The 18,694-nt window shown below is 51.9% G+C and carries 16 protein-coding genes; 7 read left to right on the top strand and 9 right to left on the bottom strand.

The window, feature by feature from the left end; genetic code table 11:
* Nucleotide 1: 1 nt before the first annotated feature.
* The 3 genes from ACYVHB_RS05520 to ACYVHB_RS05510 all read right to left on the bottom strand — a co-directional run bounded on the left by ACYVHB_RS05520 (nucleotide 2) and on the right by ACYVHB_RS05510 (nucleotide 5,269).
* Entirely contained in the window at nucleotides 2–3,235 is a 3,234-nt protein-coding gene (locus ACYVHB_RS05520; protein WP_461050396.1) for a TonB-dependent receptor, read from the bottom strand.
* 162 nt (nucleotides 3,236–3,397) lie between these two features.
* A complete protein-coding gene (locus tag ACYVHB_RS05515) occupies nucleotides 3,398–3,994 on the bottom strand; it encodes a Crp/Fnr family transcriptional regulator (RefSeq protein ID WP_461050394.1) in 597 nt (198 codons plus the stop codon).
* A 135-nt stretch (nucleotides 3,995–4,129) separates the two neighbouring features.
* Complete coding sequence (locus ACYVHB_RS05510) at nucleotides 4,130–5,269, bottom strand: hypothetical protein (RefSeq protein WP_461050393.1); 1,140 nt, start codon at nucleotides 5,267–5,269, stop codon at nucleotides 4,130–4,132.
* A 64-nt stretch (nucleotides 5,270–5,333) separates the two neighbouring features.
* Between ACYVHB_RS05510 and ACYVHB_RS05505 the strand changes: the two genes are divergently transcribed.
* Nucleotides 5,334–5,771, top strand: coding sequence for a DUF5060 domain-containing protein (locus ACYVHB_RS05505; protein WP_461050391.1), 438 nt, complete (start codon nucleotides 5,334–5,336; stop codon nucleotides 5,769–5,771).
* Nucleotides 5,772–5,798: 27 nt separating this feature from the next.
* Here the strand turns inward: ACYVHB_RS05505 and ACYVHB_RS05500 are convergent, their stop codons facing one another.
* The gene (locus ACYVHB_RS05500; RefSeq protein ID WP_461050389.1) at nucleotides 5,799–6,602 is read right to left on the bottom strand and encodes a lysophospholipid acyltransferase family protein; all 804 of its coding nucleotides are present in this window, start codon (nucleotides 6,600–6,602) and stop codon (nucleotides 5,799–5,801) included.
* Between the two features lie 288 nt (nucleotides 6,603–6,890).
* On the opposite strand from ACYVHB_RS05500, the gene ACYVHB_RS05495 reads away from it, so the two are divergent.
* The gene (locus ACYVHB_RS05495) at nucleotides 6,891–7,580 is read left to right on the top strand and encodes a porin family protein (RefSeq protein ID WP_461050387.1); all 690 of its coding nucleotides are present in this window, start codon (nucleotides 6,891–6,893) and stop codon (nucleotides 7,578–7,580) included.
* A gap of 233 nt (nucleotides 7,581–7,813) precedes the next feature.
* On the opposite strand, the gene ACYVHB_RS05490 is transcribed toward ACYVHB_RS05495, so the two are convergent.
* Entirely contained in the window at nucleotides 7,814–9,931 is a 2,118-nt protein-coding gene (locus tag ACYVHB_RS05490) for a protein-disulfide reductase DsbD family protein (protein ID WP_461050385.1), read from the bottom strand.
* Between the two features lie 172 nt (nucleotides 9,932–10,103).
* The gene (locus tag ACYVHB_RS05485) at nucleotides 10,104–10,937 is read right to left on the bottom strand and encodes a phytanoyl-CoA dioxygenase family protein (RefSeq protein WP_461050383.1); all 834 of its coding nucleotides are present in this window, start codon (nucleotides 10,935–10,937) and stop codon (nucleotides 10,104–10,106) included.
* A gap of 163 nt (nucleotides 10,938–11,100) precedes the next feature.
* On the opposite strand from ACYVHB_RS05485, the gene ACYVHB_RS05480 reads away from it, so the two are divergent.
* From ACYVHB_RS05480 to ACYVHB_RS05460, 5 genes are all read left to right on the top strand, one after another.
* Nucleotides 11,101–11,970 (top strand): helix-turn-helix domain-containing protein, encoded by an 870-nt coding sequence (locus ACYVHB_RS05480; RefSeq protein ID WP_461050382.1) that lies wholly within the window; start codon nucleotides 11,101–11,103, stop codon nucleotides 11,968–11,970.
* 155 nt (nucleotides 11,971–12,125) lie between these two features.
* Nucleotides 12,126–13,418 carry a serine hydroxymethyltransferase gene (locus ACYVHB_RS05475; RefSeq protein WP_461050380.1) on the top strand — a complete coding sequence of 431 codons (1,293 nt, stop codon included), beginning with the start codon at nucleotides 12,126–12,128 and terminating at the stop codon, nucleotides 13,416–13,418.
* A gap of 100 nt (nucleotides 13,419–13,518) precedes the next feature.
* A complete protein-coding gene (gene tatC / locus ACYVHB_RS05470; protein ID WP_461051021.1) occupies nucleotides 13,519–14,376 on the top strand; it encodes a twin-arginine translocase subunit TatC in 858 nt (285 codons plus the stop codon).
* A 94-nt stretch (nucleotides 14,377–14,470) separates the two neighbouring features.
* A complete protein-coding gene (locus ACYVHB_RS05465) occupies nucleotides 14,471–15,094 on the top strand; it encodes a Uma2 family endonuclease (protein WP_461050379.1) in 624 nt (207 codons plus the stop codon).
* Between the two features lie 6 nt (nucleotides 15,095–15,100).
* Nucleotides 15,101–15,310: a hypothetical protein gene (locus tag ACYVHB_RS05460; protein ID WP_461050377.1), complete on the top strand. Its 210-nt coding sequence runs from the start codon at nucleotides 15,101–15,103 to the stop codon at nucleotides 15,308–15,310.
* Between the two features lie 40 nt (nucleotides 15,311–15,350).
* Here the strand turns inward: ACYVHB_RS05460 and ACYVHB_RS05455 are convergent, their stop codons facing one another.
* Genes ACYVHB_RS05455 through ACYVHB_RS05445 form a run of 3 tightly spaced genes read right to left on the bottom strand, consistent with a single transcriptional unit; the run spans nucleotide 15,351 to nucleotide 18,539 of the window.
* Entirely contained in the window at nucleotides 15,351–16,712 is a 1,362-nt protein-coding gene (locus ACYVHB_RS05455; RefSeq protein WP_461050375.1) for a DUF58 domain-containing protein, read from the bottom strand.
* Between the two features lie 4 nt (nucleotides 16,713–16,716).
* Nucleotides 16,717–17,544, bottom strand: coding sequence for a tetratricopeptide repeat protein (locus tag ACYVHB_RS05450; protein WP_461050373.1), 828 nt, complete (start codon nucleotides 17,542–17,544; stop codon nucleotides 16,717–16,719).
* A complete protein-coding gene (locus tag ACYVHB_RS05445) occupies nucleotides 17,541–18,539 on the bottom strand; it encodes a hypothetical protein (RefSeq protein WP_461050371.1) in 999 nt (332 codons plus the stop codon). The genes ACYVHB_RS05450 and ACYVHB_RS05445 overlap by 4 nt, the downstream gene beginning before the upstream one ends.
* Nucleotides 18,540–18,694 lie beyond the last annotated feature (155 nt).

Below are 18,694 nucleotides of genomic sequence, written 5' to 3'. Positions count from 1 at the left end.
ATCAGAACGAGTACCGGGCACCCAACTGCACCGAGTAGGGCGTACCGTTCCGTTGCGTGGTGCCCACATTTTCATTGACCCGGTAGTTGTATTGGCGGGTTGTGGCATTGAATCCTGATGGTATTAATAACGTTTGGTTAGCAAGGTTAAAATTACTACCCCAATTGCGCCCCGAGGTCGCTTCGGCCCCTCTCGTCACGACGCCATCCAGCGTTTGACCCAAGAGATTAGCGAAGTTGAAAACGTCGAGCGATAGCTCCAGCTTCTGCGTTTTGAAGGTCCTAAAAATCTTCGAGAGCCGCACGTCAAACGTTCCCGAGAACGGGTTCTCACCACCATTCCGGTCGGCAATGGTACCAATGCTGCTGCGGATGTACTCAGTAGCCCGGTTTTCCGGATTGTCAAGCACCCTTTGCATCGATGTACGGACGGCCTGAGCCACTTCCGGGTTGTTTGGATCGAAGACGAATGCCAAGTCATTGTCGTTGCCGGGACCACCCACGAAGTCGCCGTTGATGTCGCCATCGACCAGCAACGAGTAGCGCGTACCGCCGAGACCCGTGAACCGAACACTGAGCACAACGCCCCCGACGGCGGGCGTCGATCCGTAAGCGACCAGTTTGTGCCGGAACTGGTTGTCCGAGTAGTTGATCTCATCTAAGTTACGCGGGTCGCTTTTGATCGGCCGGAAGGTCGATGTGTTGGCCACGTTACCATTGTACGAGGTGTTGTCTTTGGCGTCGTTCCAGGTATAGCTGAACGTCAATGCACCATCGCGGGGTAACCGAATTTCGCCATCCACAACGAACGAAAGCGTTTGCAGTTTAGCCCCGTTCGTCAGCATCAGCGTCCGGCCAACGGCCTGCGTTTTCCGACCGAGTACATTGTTCGTCTGGCCACTGTTGGTGGCAATGGTGTTGGCGGGCACAAACACGGCCCGGTTGGCTTCGTTACTCAGCGTAAAAGCCGGTTGATCGACTATATTTTGATCGATATAGACGTAATTATTTACCGTTCGGCTGTACAGAAAGTTGACGCCCAGCCGGACGTTATTCCCGAAAAATCGGCTGTACGATGCATTGGCTTTATAAATGGTCGGCACCTCAAAATTTGGGTCGTTGAGGTTGATCGTGGAAACCGGAACGGTTGTGCCCCCCGCCAGCGCACCCGGCGCGGTATTGGGGTCGTTCCGATAAGCGACGAAGTCCGGTCTTGGCACAGGATTGATAGCAGTCGCATTGGCCGGGCGCGTCACGTCGGTAGCCAGTACTTTGGTACCACTATTCTGGATGTTGTTCACCTGCGCGTAGTTGATGACGTAGGCGGAAAATACGCCCCCACCAACCCGGAACACACTCCGGTTCCTGCCACCCGGATTCCATGTCAACTGAACGCGGGGTTGAATATTATCCCAGTCCGTTGGGTTCGCGTCCGTGCGCAGGCCCAGTTCCCGCTCAACCACCGGGTTGTAGTCGCCTTTAGTCAGGTAACTGGTCAGGTCCCAGCGCAAACCCGCCTGCACCGCCACGTCGGGGTGCGGATTAAACTGCATCTGCCCGAACAATGACGCATTCAGCACGTACTGTTGCACCGACGGGATGCCGTTGGTGGGCACCTCACGGGCGTAGCGCGATGGGTTCAGGTTGTTGAATTCGCTGAGACTATTGAAGATAAATCGCCCGTTCTGCTCATTGGAAATGTAGGTGTCCAAATAGGTAAGCGTGTTGTCTGTGCCGAACGTGAAGTTGTAGCGTCCCCGGTTCCAGTACACCGTGTTGGCTAATTGAATTTGATTCTCTAAGTTGCGTTCCGGGGTAAACCGCTGACCGCCCAACTGAACAGACGTGCTGCTGGTTCGGCCGTTGGGCAACAGGGAGCGCACCGTCACAATGGCACGCGGAATGTTGGCTGATGGCAGCAGGCTGTTCGCTTCGTAGTTCCGGGTCGCCGACTGATACTGTACCTTTAGCTCGTTGATGAGCGTTGGTCGGAGCGTCGAACGGAGTGACACCAACGTGCTGTTCTCCCGTGACTTAAAGTTGCCGTATACCTCAAACAAGTTGATGGCCGAATTGTCATTGTTGCTGTTGGGATTGTTCCAGTTGCTGAAATTATTGCGGATTGTCAGTACATTTTTGGGGTTGATTTGCCAGTCCAACCGGGTAAACAGCGTGTTGGCGACGGTTTCGCGGCCAAACTCACCCACCTGCTGCGCATTGCTCAATCCGTATTTCTGACGGCCGATTGTGACCACGCTGTCCAGCACGGCCTTGCTGATTCCGAGCGCGTTGGCATCGGCATCCGACCGGATGTCGGCAATGTAAAACGGGGCCGATTCCGTTTGCCGGTCCAAAGCCACGAAGTAGTGCAGCTTGTCTTTGATGATCGGCCCACCCAGACTGAAACCGTACTGAAACCGGGTAAAGTCGATTGCCCGGACGTTGCCCCGAATGTCACGGGCGCTCGACAAACCGTCGGCATTATAATAAGTGAACGCAGTTCCGGTGATTGTATTCGTCCCTGATTTGGTAACAACACTGACCGAACCACCACCCTGACGCCCTTTCGTCACGTCGTAGTCATTGGTGCTAATCTCAAATTCACGGATCGCTTCGAGCGAAAGTGAATACGGACCATTACCTAATGCGCCACTGGTTAGGTTGTTACGGGCACTGGCCCCGTCGATCAGATAGTTGGTCGATGACGGTAGCTGGCCACCAACACTACCGCCGTTGCTCAACGGCGACAGGGCCAGTAGGTTGGTAAAACTCCGATTGTTGATCGGCAGTTTAGCGATGTTGTTCGCCGTAATGGCCAGAGAAGCCCCCAGCCGGTCGGTACGGCTTTTGAGCGCATTTTCCGTCACGTTCACTTCCTGAAGTTCGCTGGTGTTTTCGGCCAGATCGACGTTGACCGTTAACTGGTCGCCCTGGTTGAGCCGGTAACCGGTGCGGGATTGATTAGCAAAGCCAACGTACGAAACGGTGATCGTGTAGGGACCACCCAGCGGAGCCTGACGGATACTGAACCGCCCGTCGACGTTAGAAACGGTATTGGTCTTGAAGCCTGTGGATTCGTTGCGGGCGGTGATTGTTGCGCCCGGAAGCACCTCGCCGGTGTTGCCTCTTACGAGACCAACGATGCTCGCGTCGGTTGTCTGTCCAAAAGCAGTGACCGATATTAGCAGTGACGACCAAACGCTAAAGCTGACTAAGTTGAGGAGACGTTGACACATAATAAACGTTGCTGAGTTGATATTTACCACCAAAACTCCAGCTACGCGTCAACATAGACATGTTAAAATTTAACATCTTCTCACTTATTCATAAAGGCTTTACATACGAACGAAAAACTTAACAATATGCTATTATAGACGCCTGGACCAAAGAGCGTTTTTTTAGTACGAAACCAGTTCCAGCGCGTCTCTTAGCTTTTTCGAGACGGTTTGGCGGGTGCTGCCCGTGAGATCGGCAATAACCTGATGCGACAGCAGGTCAAACACGTTGTGCTGTCGTCCTTCGCTGTCGTGAATGGCTTTGTCGTATTCATTTCGGAGGTTACCCAGCCGTGCATCAATGTCGCCACGGGTCATGTGAAGGAGCCGGGTTTCGGCCTTCCACCACCGCCGGACAACGTTACCATTGAACCACTCAGACAGGCCCGGATCGTGGACAATGGCGTGTCTGAAAAACGGCAGGGCGATGGACAGCACGGTAATGCTGGTGATGGTTTTGGCAAACTCGAAGAACTCAATGCCGTTGCCAAGGTAATTTAAGTCGCCAAAAAATTCACCCGGCTGCAGCACATCATACACAACCCGCTCGCCGTCTGGCGAATAGCTGCCAATTTTGACGATGCCTTTTTCGATGAGGTGGATATGCGTCTGTTCGTCGCCGGGCTGATATACGTAGATTCCTTTGTCAAACTTTCGGATGAATACATCGCCGGGCGCTTTGGCCTGCCTAAGCCAGTCGTTATGGATTAATATCTGCATACAAACTGAGCCAACAACCGTCCTGAAACCGGACCTGTTGAGTCAACCCATTTTCACGGACTAAGTTATGCCCACCAGCGGGGAGAAACCCGAATTTAACGAAATGATAATAAGTCGTAAAACTCGCTATTTCATCTAAAAAAATCCACCGAAAGCGTCGAGGTCGTCGGATTTCTGAATTTTATAGGTCTTCAGCCAGCCTTTCAAATACGCCGGGTCCGACAGCTCTTTCACTTCGCGCTTCACCTCTTTCACACTTCGTTTCAGCGCCCGAACGTCGCTGTTGAAACTTAACTCCAGCCCCACTGCCGAGCCGACCATTATCAGCGGTTTGCCGAGTGCGGCCGACAGTTGGCTTTGCAGCCCGAACAGTTCCTCGCCGAGTTCATCGGCCTGTTGTTTCAGAATTTTGTTGTAATATTTCAGTTGGTCTTCGGCCAGCGTTTCGAGGTGCGCCTGGTCAATGCGGTTGTACTCTAACTGGAGCCGGAACAGGGCCAGCAGGTCGCTTTTTTCGTAGGCTTCCGTAATGCGCTGCATGATCCCGGTTTTGCGGGCTTTCTCAGCTTCGTCAGGTTCTCGGTCAGGATGAAACGCCTTCACCAGGTCCATGTACAGCGTCCGAACGGCCTTGGTAATATTGCGTTCCTCAATCTGCTTTTTGGCTTCGCGCTCCTGCTGCTTGGCCGATTTGGGCTTTTTCGCTTTTCGCTCTTCCGTTTGCTGCTGACGTTGCTGGTCATCGGTATGGCGGGCCTGCATCTGCTCATCTACGTAGGACATGAATTTTTCTTTCGTGCTGACATCGACGTTTTCATCGAATTTTATGCCGTACATCGACGCGATCATTTCTTTCATCACCTCCGAAATCTGACCGTCAGCTTCGGCGTCAGTCGCATCAAAACCGTCGGCATCGTATTTGTCGAAGATTGGCTTCAACTCGTCCATGCCGTGCTGACTAATGAGGTCGTAGGTTAAATTAACGATTAAATCGATTAACTTTTTTCGCTCCGTTTTGGTGGCTTCGGGCCGGTCGTGCGCCCGGTCAAACACCCGTACCAGATTGGCCCGGTGTTCGTTATAATCCCGCAATAGCGGCACGTATTCGGTTTGAATGCGCTGCTGAACAGTAGTGGCAGTCGTCCGAAAGCCGCTCAGTTCAGTTTCCAGTTCGCCAATTTTCTTAGTTAGCCGGTTAAATTCTTTCTGCGATTTGGAGAGTGGAGTTTTGTCCGGGCCAGGTGTTGGAATCCTGACAACCTGTACTTTTGTCATTCGTTGAGGGTAGTTTGATAAAGCAAAATAATGATAATGGCCTTATAAAAGTTTAGTTCACCCCGTGAAGTTCATCGCCTTTCTACTCTTAGCCCCTGCCCTCCTGTTTGCTCAGCGGCTATCGTTCACCCTGAACCATGACCGTGTTGAGACCAATAAATACGCCGAGATCACCCTTCATCTGCCACCAGTCAAGTCGGAAAATCCCTGTATGAGTACACTGCTGACTGGTCTGTTTATTAGCCCGACGAATGACACCACCCGTGCGGAGGGTTTCTGCGATGCCCTTACTGGCAGCACACACCGGATTCGGTTCATGCCCACCACACCCGGAACGTATCGGTTTATTGTCAAAAGTTACTCCATTCACCGGCGTCGGATAAAAAACGTCCTGACCACCGGGCGGGCGCAGACAGGTAGCTATTCGGGAACGCTCACGGCCACGAAAAGCACTAAAACACGGGCAATCAACGCCAGCCACGCCCAGCCAGACGTGCCATAATGCTCATAATGCTATTTACAGAAGGGCTTATTTAACCCAGGTCGGCGCATCCTGCTCAATGGCGTGGCGGACTTTAGCAACGATATCGTCGACATCGTCGTCGGGGCCAAACTGGAGGGGTTCTTTGAAGCGAACAGTCAGCAGCGTGTTGCGTTTTTTGAAACGTAGTCCTTTTTTATCAAAAGCCCGCCGGAACCCATTGATAACTACTGGTATAACAATTGGCTCATTATTCTTGATCAAATAACCAGTACCCTTCCGAATGGGGGCGTAGGGGCTGGTAGTACCCTGCGGAAAACTGACCACCCAGCCGTGAGCCAGGGCCTGACCAATTTTATCGTTGGCCGTTGTATCCACTTCCCGCTTCACCTCCCGCCCTTCGGCTCGCCACGAGCGTTCGATAGTGAGCGCCCCGCCCAGTGCAAAAATTTTGGGGATAATGCCTTTACTCATCGTTTCGGAGGCCGCTACGTAGTACTGCCGCGCTCTGGGGCCAAGCAGGTACATGGGCGGCAACAATGTATTTTGAAAGCCCCACTTAACCGCGCAGAATATCTGAAAAAACGCAATAACGTCGGCAAAGTACGTCTGGTGATTCGACAGGAAAAGGACATTGTTGATCGGTAGGTTCTCTAAGTTCTCCGTGCCCTCGATCTGAATTCGATTGACTACCGTGTAGCGGGCGTACGTTAACCAGCCAACCATGCCGATAATCAGCCGCCTGACTAACAGCGAATTGCCAAACGGATCGCGCTCAAACACGCCGAGTATATCCAGCGGCATGAGGAATCTGGGTAAGTAGCTAAACGTAGTGGGCTTAACGTATTTCATGTTGGAGTAGGGTCGCAGGTAGCTGGTAAAGTTACAGGACTGCGGCCCTATTATCAACAAAAGGTGCCAATGCCAGACCATACCAGAAATTCTCCGATAAACCGTTTGTACCCGAACCTGTCCAAAACCGGTAGACTCTGCTTACTCTAAAATCTTTTTCGATTCAGTTAATCCTTCGCCAACCTGCGCTGTCAAACCATCAAATCGCACAAAACAACGCAGCCTATCGCCAACGCTTTACACAACCTGGTTCATGTTTACCTTTTTAACTTTTCTACGATTACCGTCATGAAACGAATTGTGCTTGCCAGTGTCGCTGTGTTGGGTTTGTTAGTTGCTCAGTCGTCTTTTGCCCAGGTTCAGGTGGGTATCCGGGGCGGGGGCAACTGGGGTTTTGCATCCAAACCCGCTTTCTTGGGTAGCCTCACACCCACGCTTCATCCGTCGGCTGGTCCTACGGGTGCCCTTTTCTTAGACATCCCCCTGAGCGACCGTTTTTCGTTCCGTCCCGAGCTTGCTTATGTGCAAAAAGGATTTGTTGTCCGGGAGGGTCTTGACATTAATTTGGGTGGGTTCAACCTGCCAATTGGCGCGAGAATTGCTTATCAGTCTCATGCACTTGAAATTCCACTGTTGCTTAAAGTGAATCTGAGCGACGGCGCGGTTCAGCCCTACATCATTGCCGGTCCATCGGTGAGTTACGCCCTCGACGGCCGCATTCGGACCCGCGCCACGGCCCTGTTCACGACGCAGCCGTACGACGTTGACCTGAACTACGGGGGTATGCTGAATCGCTGGGATGTCGGTGCCGTTGGCGGCCTGGGACTGGCCATGGACGCAGGCGCGGGCAAGTTCTTTATTGAGGGCCGCTACACCCACGGGTTTACCCGACAGGTGCAGGTGCCCATCGTCAACGTCGATGTTCGTAACCGGGGTATTGCCGCTTCTATCGGCTATTCGTTCCCCATTGGCTATTAAGTGGAGCAGGTGAGGGAGGTACGGTATTGTTCATAGGTGTCCCACCATTCATTCCTATACGTGCTACGCCACCTCACCTACCCCACTACCAGCCAGTTCTACTATTCACTACAGCATTGTTGAATCAACCTGAATTAGTAAAGGCGGAGCCAGTTGGCTCCGCCTTTCTTGTTGATATGATAACCCAATAATAGCTTCGACGTCGACTTGTCAGGTGGTAAGCTAAACAACTGTCAAAGAGCGAATTTCCCCTTCCCCGCATCCAGAAACGCCACAAAATTGGCAACGCTCCGGTCATAATTTTTTGGTGCCACCAGCAGTTTTCCATCGCTGTCAATCAGGCAGTAATGTGGCTGTGCGTTGTTATTGTACTTCGTGATTTGCAAATCAGCATTTTGAGCACCAATGGTTTTTTTGACTTTGCCGTCATACGTCGAGGTGTACCAGTCGGCTTCGGGCAGCTCGGTTTTGTCATCCACATACAGCGCCAGCATCACATAATCAGTTTGCAGACGCGACAGCACCGCCGGGTCAGACCAGACACGGGCTTCCATTTCGCGGCAGTTTACACACCCATGTCCAGTGAAGTCGATGAAAACGGGTTTGTTTACTTTTTTGGCGTAAGCCAGGGCTTGTTCGTAGTCAAAAAAGCCCTGTAAACCACGCGGAAACTCAAACAGGTCCGCATACTTAGGCGTCTCGCTCAACTGGTTAGCGGCTGATGCAGTTAGGGCAGCCGGGCTGTTGTGCAGGTTAAAGTCCTGAGAGGTTTCGGGGGGAAGATAACCCGACAACGCCTTCAACGGCGCGCCCCAAAGGCCCGGAATCATATACACAACAAAGGCAAACGTAGCAACGGCCAGCATTAACCGGGGAACGCTGACAAACTTTGTCTCGCTGTCGTGCGGCAAGCGAATTTTGCCCAGAAAATAAAAGCCGATCAGGGCGAAAAGAACAATCCACAACGAAAGAAACACCTCGCGGTCGAGCAGGTTCCAGTGATATACCTGATCGGCAACGCTCAAAAATTTCAGCGCCAGCGCAATCTCCAGAAAGCCCAGCACCACCTTCACCGAATTGAGCCAACCACCCGATTTTGGCAGGCTTTTCAGCCACTGCGGAAAAGCCGCGAACAGCGTGAACGGAATAGCGAACGCCGATGAAAAAGCGGCCATGCCAATAATTGGCTTTATGATTTCCCCGCCCGCTGACGCCACCAGCAAACTACCGACGATAGGCCCGGTGCAGGAAAACGATACCAGCACGAGCGTAAAGGCCATAAAAAAGATGCCCGCAATTCCCCCCTTTTCCGACTGGGCGTCCGCTTTGTTGATGAGGGCATTAGGCAGCACAATCTCGAACAGGCCCAGAAACGACAACCCGAATATGAAGAACAGGGCAAAAAACAGCACATTCGGCAACCAGTGCGTGCTGACGAAATTGGCAAAAGCCGGACCGTTGACCCGCGATACAACGGTGCCAATCAGCACGTAGATACCAATAATGAACGCGCCGTACAGCAGTGCTTTCCACTGTCCACCCTGCTGATTCGTGAAGAAACTCACCGTGGCCGGAATGATCGGAAATACGCAGGGCGTCAACAACGCCACCAACCCGGAGAGAAAAGCCGCCACAATGAAGCCCCATAACGACCCATCGGTTGGGGTAGCGGTTTCGTTCAAATTCGATTCAGGAACCGTAGCCACGTTCGTGGCCATCGGCTCGACTCGATTTATTGGTTGTGCTTCGGCCAGCGTTGCCGACACGGGTACCGTTGCTGCGGCAGTTTTCGATGATGGACCAGAAACGGTTGATAATACCGCTGGAGCCGACGCAACAACCGACACGGTGGTTGTTGCCGTTGGTCGGGTAGGGGCGGATACCGTTAGATTCGCAATGGTGAAGTCCTCCTCGCCGGGGATACACTGCCCGTCTTTGTCGGTACAGGCCTGGTAGCTGACCGCACCGCTGATTTGTGGATTGGGAGCGAGAATGCGAACCTTCTGCACAAACTTAGCCGCTCCATGCATCAAATATGTATCACCTTCAAAAGCTTCTTCATACTTGGTTTCAACCTCACTCGCGGGCTTTACCTTACCAACCAGTTCAAATGTGTTGTTCGGCGTGAATGAAAAGACGGTCGGGAGCGGCCCGTCAATTTTAGGGTTCGATTCTGACGAGTAGATGTGGTAGCCTATTCGCACGTTAGCGACAAGACTCAGATCGAGCACATCGCCAACCTTAGCTGTCGACTTAGCCGCTGAAAACGTCCAGGTGACAGGCTTGAGAATTTGAGCATACGTCGCCAGTGGCAGCAACAGCCAGACGACGAGCGCAGTGAGTAATTTCATACGGCGTTTTGGAAACGTGACGATTTAAAAGAAGAACAAGTTTAGAACGAAAACATTTCCTAAAATACGGTATCCGTATTGTCCAATCCGATAATCAACCGCTGAATGGACAAAAATACGCCCGGCCAATCGACCGGGCGTTCGTGTAATCAAGCTTTAATGAAACAAAGAATCAGTAACTAAACAGCACGGGGTTTAACTCATCCTGCGGGTGGTTGCCAACCGGCACGTTCGCTAACCATTTAGCCCAATCGGCAACCTGAAACTGGTTTCGTGGCTCAGCAATTACCTGATCTTTATCCATGTAAATCATAGTCATCACCTTACGGGGCTGGTCGGACGCATTCGGTCCGGCGCGGTGAAACGTCCAGCCCGCGTGGTAGCTAACCTCGCCGAGGTCAAAGGGCGTGTCGTTCAGGGGAAAGTTCTGCTTTTGGAGTTCACGGGCCAAGATTGCTTCGCTGTCATCACTAATCTCAATATCCCGGCCGATTTCAACGTGCTGACTACCTTCGGCGAAAGCCAGTGGCCCCATCTCCATTGGTGTTTCCTGGAGTGGAATCCAGACCGTAACGGTATTCGGCGACGCCAGAGGCCAGTAGAATTGATCGGCGTGCCAGGGTGTAATGCCGCCGGATGGTTCTTTATATAACGCCTGATCGTGGTAGAGCCGCACACCCTGAACACCCATCAGGTCAGCAGCAATTTTGGCCAAGCGCGTTGAGAAAACAAACTCTTTAGCCCGGTCGTCCTCCCGCCAGAGGTTCATAATTTGCAGAAATGCCCGCTCATAGGTGGTGCGCTCTTCCATGGGTTTAATGAGCGTGTTGAGCTTAAAGACCAATTCCGTAACAATGCGGCCGTAGTATTCCAATAGAGCTGGACTAAACACCTGCCTGAGTTTAACATACCCATTTTTACGGTAGAATGCAATGGCATCCGGGCTAAGGACATAAGGTGCTTCCAATTCGTGCGATAGTGTCTTCTGCTCAATCGTTGCTTCCATGCCTACATCATCTTTATAGTGAAACAGTACTTATTCCCTGACAGAATAAAACAAAAGTAAGTTGCATAGTGCGTTGAAAGAAGGTATCTCTTTTCTAATTTATGTGTAATTTTGACATTCATTCCATTGTAGCGAGCGGCAGTGTGTCAAAATAGCGCATCAAATGAAAGCTCTGTTCGAGAAAATCACCATTAGTGAGCAGAATTCGCTGTTGGTACGCCGGTTTCAAATGCCTCACTTCGACGTACCCTGGCACTACCATCCCGAGTACGAACTGACCTACATCACACGGGGCGACGGCCGTCGGTTCGTGGGCGATCACGTAGAGTCGTTCATGGCTGGTGATTTAGTGCTCATCGGGCCAGACATGCCTCATTTCTGGCGGAGCGATGAAGACTATTACCAAGGCGAGTCAACATTGCAGGCCGAATGGGTAGTAGTCCAGTTTCCCACTGCGTTTAGCGAGGACGTGCTGGCTAACCTGCCCGAAGCGGCTGCCGTGACGAGTTTACTCAATCGCGCCCGTTATGGGTTACGGTTTAGCCCCGACGTATCGGCCCGGATGGCTCAGGAAATTGATCAGTTGCCTACTCAGACGGGTTTGACCCAGGTTCTGAGTGTACTGCACATTCTGGACCAGTTAGCGGCCGACCGCGATGCCCACTTATTGGCGAGCGATGGTTGCCAATTAGCCCCCGGCACGGCCGAAACCGAGCGCATGAAGCGGGTATTCGAGTTTATACTAAACCACTTTCGGGAAGAAATCCGGGTGGAGCAAATTGCGTCGATAGCGGGCTTAGCACCAGCGGCCTTTTGCCGGTATTTTAAACGACGTACCCGAAAATCATTTGTCGAATACCTCAACGAACTGCGTATTGGTCACGCCCGCAAACTGCTCAGCAATGTCGATTTGAGCGTAGGGCAGATTGGATTGGAGTGTGGCTTCAACAACGTGTCGCATTTCCACCGGCAGTTCAAACTCCACACCGGCATGACGCCCCTGCGGTATCAGGGCGTGTCGCGGAGAAAATAGCACTCAGGCGTAGTTCGTCACACCTTTTGACGCCGGAGACCGCGCCATTTCTACCGTTTTCTCCCGTACCTTTGTACCTTCAATTGACTGTTTAGCAGTTTATACTTGCCACAGTCAGCTACCGAACAAACGGCTTACCAAAACCGCTCGCAGCAATGACGACCGAAACCATCACCGCCCGCGACACGCAGGTGTTTGACCTGATTGCTAAAGAACAACACCGGCAGGAGTCAGGGATCGAACTGATCGCATCCGAAAACTTCGTGTCGCCCGCCGTGCTGGAAGCAGCCGGTAGTGTGCTGACCAATAAATACGCCGAAGGGCTGCCCGGCAAACGGTACTACGGCGGCTGTGAAGTGGTCGATCAGGTAGAGCAGATTGCCATCGACCGGGCTAAAGAACTTTTTGGCGCGTCGTGGGTAAACGTCCAGCCGCATTCGGGAGCCAACGCCAACACGGCGGTGTTCGTAGCGTGTCTGCATCCGGGCGATACCATCCTAGGATTTGACCTGAGCCACGGCGGGCACCTGACCCACGGGTCGTCAGTGAACATCTCGGGCAAATATTTTCGTCCGACATTCTATGGTGTGGAGCGCGAAACGGGTGTTATCAACTATGACGTCGTTGAGGAAACGGCTAAACGCGAACGGCCCAAAATGCTCATTTGTGGCGCTTCGGCCTACAGCCGTGACTGGGATTACGCCCGGCTTCGTGCCATTGCCGATGAAGTAGGTGCGCTACTACTGGCCGATGTGTCGCATCCGGCCGGGCTGATTGCTAAAGGACTGCTGAACGACCCACTGGCTCATGCTCACATCGTGACCACGACGACGCACAAAACGCTACGCGGCACGCGGGGTGGCATGATCATGATGCGGAACGACTTTGAAAATCCGTTTGGCATCAAAACGCCCAAAGGCGAAACGCGGCTGATGTCGTCGCTGCTCGATTCGGGCGTGTTTCCGGGTACTCAGGGCGGGCCGCTGGAGCACATTATTGCGGCCAAAGCCGTTGCATTCGGCGAGGCCCTCACCGACGACTTTTATGACTATACACTCCGAGTGAAAGCCAACGCCCAGGCAATGGCCAAAGCGTTTACCGACCGGGGTTATTCCATTATTTCGGGCGGCACGGACAATCATCTGATGCTGATTGACCTGCGCAGTAAAGGCCTGACGGGTAAACTGGCGGAGAATACGCTTATCAAAGCTGACATCACGATCAATAAAAACATGGTTCCCTTCGACGACAAATCGCCAATGGTGACCTCGGGCATGCGGGTGGGTACGGCGGCCATGACGACGCGGGGCCTGAATGAATCGGATATGGAACAAATCGTCGTATATATCGACCGGGTGCTAATGAGCCACGACGACGCAGCTACGCTGGCAACCGTAAAAGAAGAAATCAACGAGTGGATGAAAGCATTTCCGCTCTACAAAAGTTAAAAATAAAGAGTGAAAGAGTGAAAGAATGCGAGCGCAACTGTCCAACGCTTACGGCATTTTTCACTCATTCACTTTTTCACTCTTTCGCTCTTTAGATACAATGCCACTCGACCAACTGACTGACGAAGAAATTGACCAAGAAGGAAAGGAGATGTCCTTTTTGGATCATCTGGAAGAACTCCGCTGGCATATTATCCGCGCTGTCGGGTCTATATTCGTGTTTGCCGTAATCGCCTTTATCTTCATTGAAGATATTTTCGATAAGGTAATTCTGGCCCCAAAGCGCCCTGATTTCTGGACGTATCGGATGATGTGTAAATTGTCCGAAGTAACGGGTTATAAAGACTTATGCGTTGACAAGTTGAACTTCACCTTGCAGGCGCTGGGCATGGCCGATCCGTTCACGATGGCGTTGACGTCGTCGCTGATTATTGGGTTAAGTTTTGCGTTTCCTTATGCATTCTGGGAAGTATGGCGTTTTATTAAGCCGGGTTTAAAAATGACCGAGAAAAAGGCTGCGCGTGGTGCCGTGTTCTTTGTGTCGCTCCTGTTCTTGTTAGGTTTGCTTTTCGGTTATTATATCGTCTCCCCATTAGCTATTAACTTCCTGGCGAACTATCAGATTTCGCCCGAGATAAAAAACCAGTTCGACATCACGTCATACGTCGGTATCTTGGCGACACTATCGTTGGGGTGTGCGCTCGTTTTTCAAATGCCGATGGTAGCCTTTGTACTCTCCAAAGTAGGAGTCTTAACTCCAACATTCATGCGTGAATACCGCAAACACGCCTGGATCGTGATTTTAGTGGTGGCCGGTATTATTACCCCCTCGCCCGATATTTACAGCCAAGTACTGGTGGCGCTGCCACTGGCTATGCTGTATGAGATCAGCATTCTGGTGTCGGGGTCCGTTCATCGGGCACGGTTGAAAGAGGAGCAGGCGCTGATGAATTCGTAGTCATCTGAGTTTACGTATGAAGGTCCGTTCGCCCGAGCGGACCTTTTTGCTTTGTGAGTGGTTCGTGTATCTTTACTAAAAAGAAGATAAGCTTATGCAAGTTCTGGAGAAAGTACGGCTGAGTGATGAGCAGGCAGCGATGCTGGAGGGCGGACAATCGGTCATAATCTCGGCATCCTGGGAGGAATTTGACGGGTTCTTTACCGAAACCGACTACCGTGCGGACTATCACAATGGACAGATTATCATCATGGGCTTAGCCACACTTATTCACGAATTGTTAGTTGGCCGAATCATCTACATTCTTACCGGCATTTACTTAGGCCAACCGGTTTATGTAGCGGGTAGCAATGCGGGCATTCGCAAAGAGGAAAAAAAAGGTCATTACAACGGCGATGTATTGGTGATAAAGGGAAAGCCTGTTTATCAGGGCAAGTCCCGGTCTATTATCACCAACCCGTATCTGATTGTCGAAGTACTTTCTGAATCGACCAGCGACTATGACCTCGGAGCCAAGCGTCGAAAGTATGAGCAAATGGATACTGTTCAGGAAATCGTTTTTGTCGACCCCCTCGACCGCGAAGTGCTGGTTTGCCGGCGAACTGATCAGGTTAATGCCTGGCTTGAGACGACGTATAAGGAACCGAACGAGTCGGTCATGATTGACGGAAACCCGGTTCAACTCGATACCATTTTTGCTAATCTACCCGAAGAATAGATACCGATGCAATACGACTTCCGTCGATACCACATTCGCTCCATCAACGTGGCCAACGATGCCGAACGAGCGGTCATCAATCAGGAGTTGAAAGACTTATATGCGTCGTTATCCGACGACGAAAAAGACGAGTTCAATCGGCAGCTTCAGGCATTTCTAACTACGGAGATGGGCCGCATTAAGTCCGACTATGAGTCTGTGAAGGGAAAAAATTAATCAGTATCCCAACGCTGAAGCGGTGGGATACGTTGAGAAATCAAATCATACCCCGCGCTTTCAACTCCAAATATTTATTCACTGTACTAGCCGTCAGGTCTTGCGGAGCAGTCAGGATCGTTTGAATACCATATTGAGTTAACTCCTTCACAATCTGCTTTTTCTCGAAAGCAAATTTCTCACCAATCGTTTTCAGATAAACCTGTTCCGTATCAATAGCGGGCTGGTCGAGGAGACTGCGCAACTCGGTGTTCTCGAAGAAAATAATGAGCAGCAGGTGATCTTTCGCCAATCGACGTAGGTACGGTAGCTGTCGTTGCAGAGCGCTCATCGTCTCGAAATTAGTAAATAGCAACAGCAGACTACGCTGCCGAATGTGCGTTCGGACGCTGGCATACAGGCTTTCGTAATCCGTTTCTCCAAACCGTGTCTTCTGGCGATACAGCAGTTCAAGGATCTTGAGCAGATGCCCCGACCGGCGTTCGGCGGGTAGAATCTGACCGATATGGTCGGAGAAGGTTAGGATACCGGCACGGTCCTGTTTCAGCAGGGCAATGTTACTTAGTACTAAACTGGCGTTGATGGCATAGTCGAGCAGCGTTAGCCCCTCAAACGGCGATTGCATCACCCGGCCTTTGTCGATCAGGCAGTATACCGGTTGTGACCGCTCGTCCTGGTAAGCGTTGATCTGCAACGAGGCCCCACGCGGGTCGGCAGCGGTTGCCCCGGACCGACGGGCGGTAGCTTTCCAGTTTATGGTGCGGACGTCATCGCCGGTGGTATAGGGCCGAACCTGCTCAAACTCCATACTATGACCCAGCCGCCGGATGCGTTTTACGCCCACTTCGTTCAGGCGATTTGTGGCGGCTAAAAGCTCATACTGCCGCATCTGCAAAAACGACGGATATACCGCCACCAACCTGTCCTGCTCAAACTGATAGCGTCGTTTGAGCAAGCCCAACGGCGACAGCACAAACACATTAACAGCTCCAAAACTATACTCACCCCGGCGCGTAGGTCGGAGTTCGTACCGAATCGCCTGCGTTTGGCGCGGGCCGAGCCGGGCATGGAACAGCACATCCCGTCGTTGAAACTGGAACGGGATTTCGTCAATCACCTCCGCATCGACTCGGAACGAATAGCGATTTTCGAGGTAAATGGTCAGCGGATTTTCATCGCCGTTGGAGAGCCGGTCGGGCACGTCGCGTCGGGCAAAAAAACCGTTTTTAACCCGAAAAAGCAACCACCCGTCCAATCCAATCAGGAGCATGAACACGATAAAACCAATTTGTACCAAGGGAAACAGAACGGGAAACGCATAAGCTGCCACGAACAGCAGCACGAAGGTCACAAGCGCAACCCACAAGCGCGTGGCCACGAAAAGCGAGCGGAGGAGAGTCAAAAGATTAGTTTTTAATAGCGTTTAGTAATTCTTCAATCTGTCCTTCGTAGGCCCCATTGGGCTGTTCGTAGTAATAATCCCGCTCGAACGGCTCACTCCTGACAAAGAACAGCGCATTCCGAAACGAATCACGGGCTTCGGCTATTCGCTTGAGTTGTTGCAACGCCCGGCCCCGGTGATACAAAGCCATAGCACTTTTAGGATTGTTCGCCAGCGCTTTATTTAGATCGCTCAATGCGTTTTCCGGTTGATTTAGCGCCAGATAAGTAACGGACCGCGCCACCCAATAGCGGTAGTCAACCCATTCGGGACCATGCCGATTTTGACGGTTGTCGATAGCGATTGTGTAGGCGGCAGCGGCTTCTTCATACCTGCGCAGACCAGCGAGGGCACGGCCTTTAAGGTAATTTACTGAATAGTCGTCGATGGGATCATCGTAGTTAGGTGTCAGCGCATCGAATGCGTTCAAGTGCATCAGCGCACGCGGGTAGTCGCGCAGCAGGAACAGGTACCGCCAGCCAATCTCACCCCGACTTTTGGCACTCAGTTCAGCAGCCGCTTCGTAATCAGCAAACGCCAGATCGTAATCACCAAGTTTGAGCGGAGATAGCGCCCGGGATATAAGCCAGTCTGCCCGCTCAACGCTATCTGTCGTTGCGTTGATCGTGTCCGACTGCCAGGTCCGTAATCGCTGACTACCCTCCCAGGTAACGGGTGTTCTGTAGCGGGCATTTTCGGCCAGCATCTGGCTCAGATGCGTAAATGCGTTTTTATCCTGCGCCGATACCAACGTTGTGAGCAGGAATAGTGACCCTGACAGAAGAGTTCTCATGGGAAGATTTCGGTTATTAAGCCATCTTTCAGCCGAAATGTGAGCAGGCAAACCGTATCAACAGGCTCTGTCTCACCGTTGGGTTTACCCGGTTCCCAGCCCGATAGCTTTCGCTGGCATATGTCGCTCAACTGATTAATAATACGCGGGTCGAACGAACACTTCTTATAACTTTCGTCTACTTCCAATACCTCGAACCGACCAGCTTCACCCTGGCAATTCACCACAAATCGAAACCGAACCAGGCCCGACTGCCCCGCCAGAGGAAGGGGTTTAAATTCACGTTCAACCACCTGCCGGATGTCGAAAAGCCGTCCCCGCCGGTAAGCAAAATAGGGATACAGGTTAAATGGAGGAAAAATGTATGTTCGGCAGGGCTGAAATCCTTTTGGTTCACAACGTGCATCAGTCGACAAACGCGCTCCGCGTCGGAGCAGCAAACGGTCGTTAACTCGGGGGCCTCCTCCCTGGCATTGTATCTCATCACCCGACAATCGCATAATTTGCAGCGGGTATTGAAAATTACCATTGCAGTCGGTTTGATTACCTTTAATCACAATAAAGGCCGAGCGGCCAACCTGAGCCAGTCGCCAGCAATGCACGGCTACGTCGGCCGTTTTCAGATTTTTCAGACAAGCAGAGCCGTCAGCGTGGAAGTGATACGATACACTGTCAGTAATCCAACTATACCCAGAAAGCGCCTGATGAACAGTTGCCGAATCCATTGGCAACTCAGCCAGTCGCCGGAACGCCATTGGGTAGGCAGCCGTTAAGCGCAGTTCGTTTTGGGAAAGCGTCCATTGACTCAATGCGTACGTGCTTGTATCAAGCCGCACTGTTTGCCCCTTCATCGACCACGTCGACCGCTGAACGGGCGAATTGGCGTCAATCAAACCGAATGAATAGGTACTATCTGAACCGAGCGTTATGTAAACCGGATTAGGCCGATAAAATTGCTCGTCATACTCCACCCGGATACCAATCCACGTCCCCACCAACTGTTCCCGTGTTGGTGGTTGAGCCTGGGATAAATGGATACTGCATAATGTACAATGAATGACGACGAGCCACAACTGCCAGCCGGTCTGTCGAGCGTCCTGTCTCGTCTTCCTTTCCGGGCCGCCGGGTGGTACATTCTTCACTATCCATT

Source organism: Spirosoma arcticum, assembly GCF_054779955.1.
Note: the sequence above shows the minus strand (reverse complement) of the source record. Positions and strands in the feature narration are given on the sequence as shown.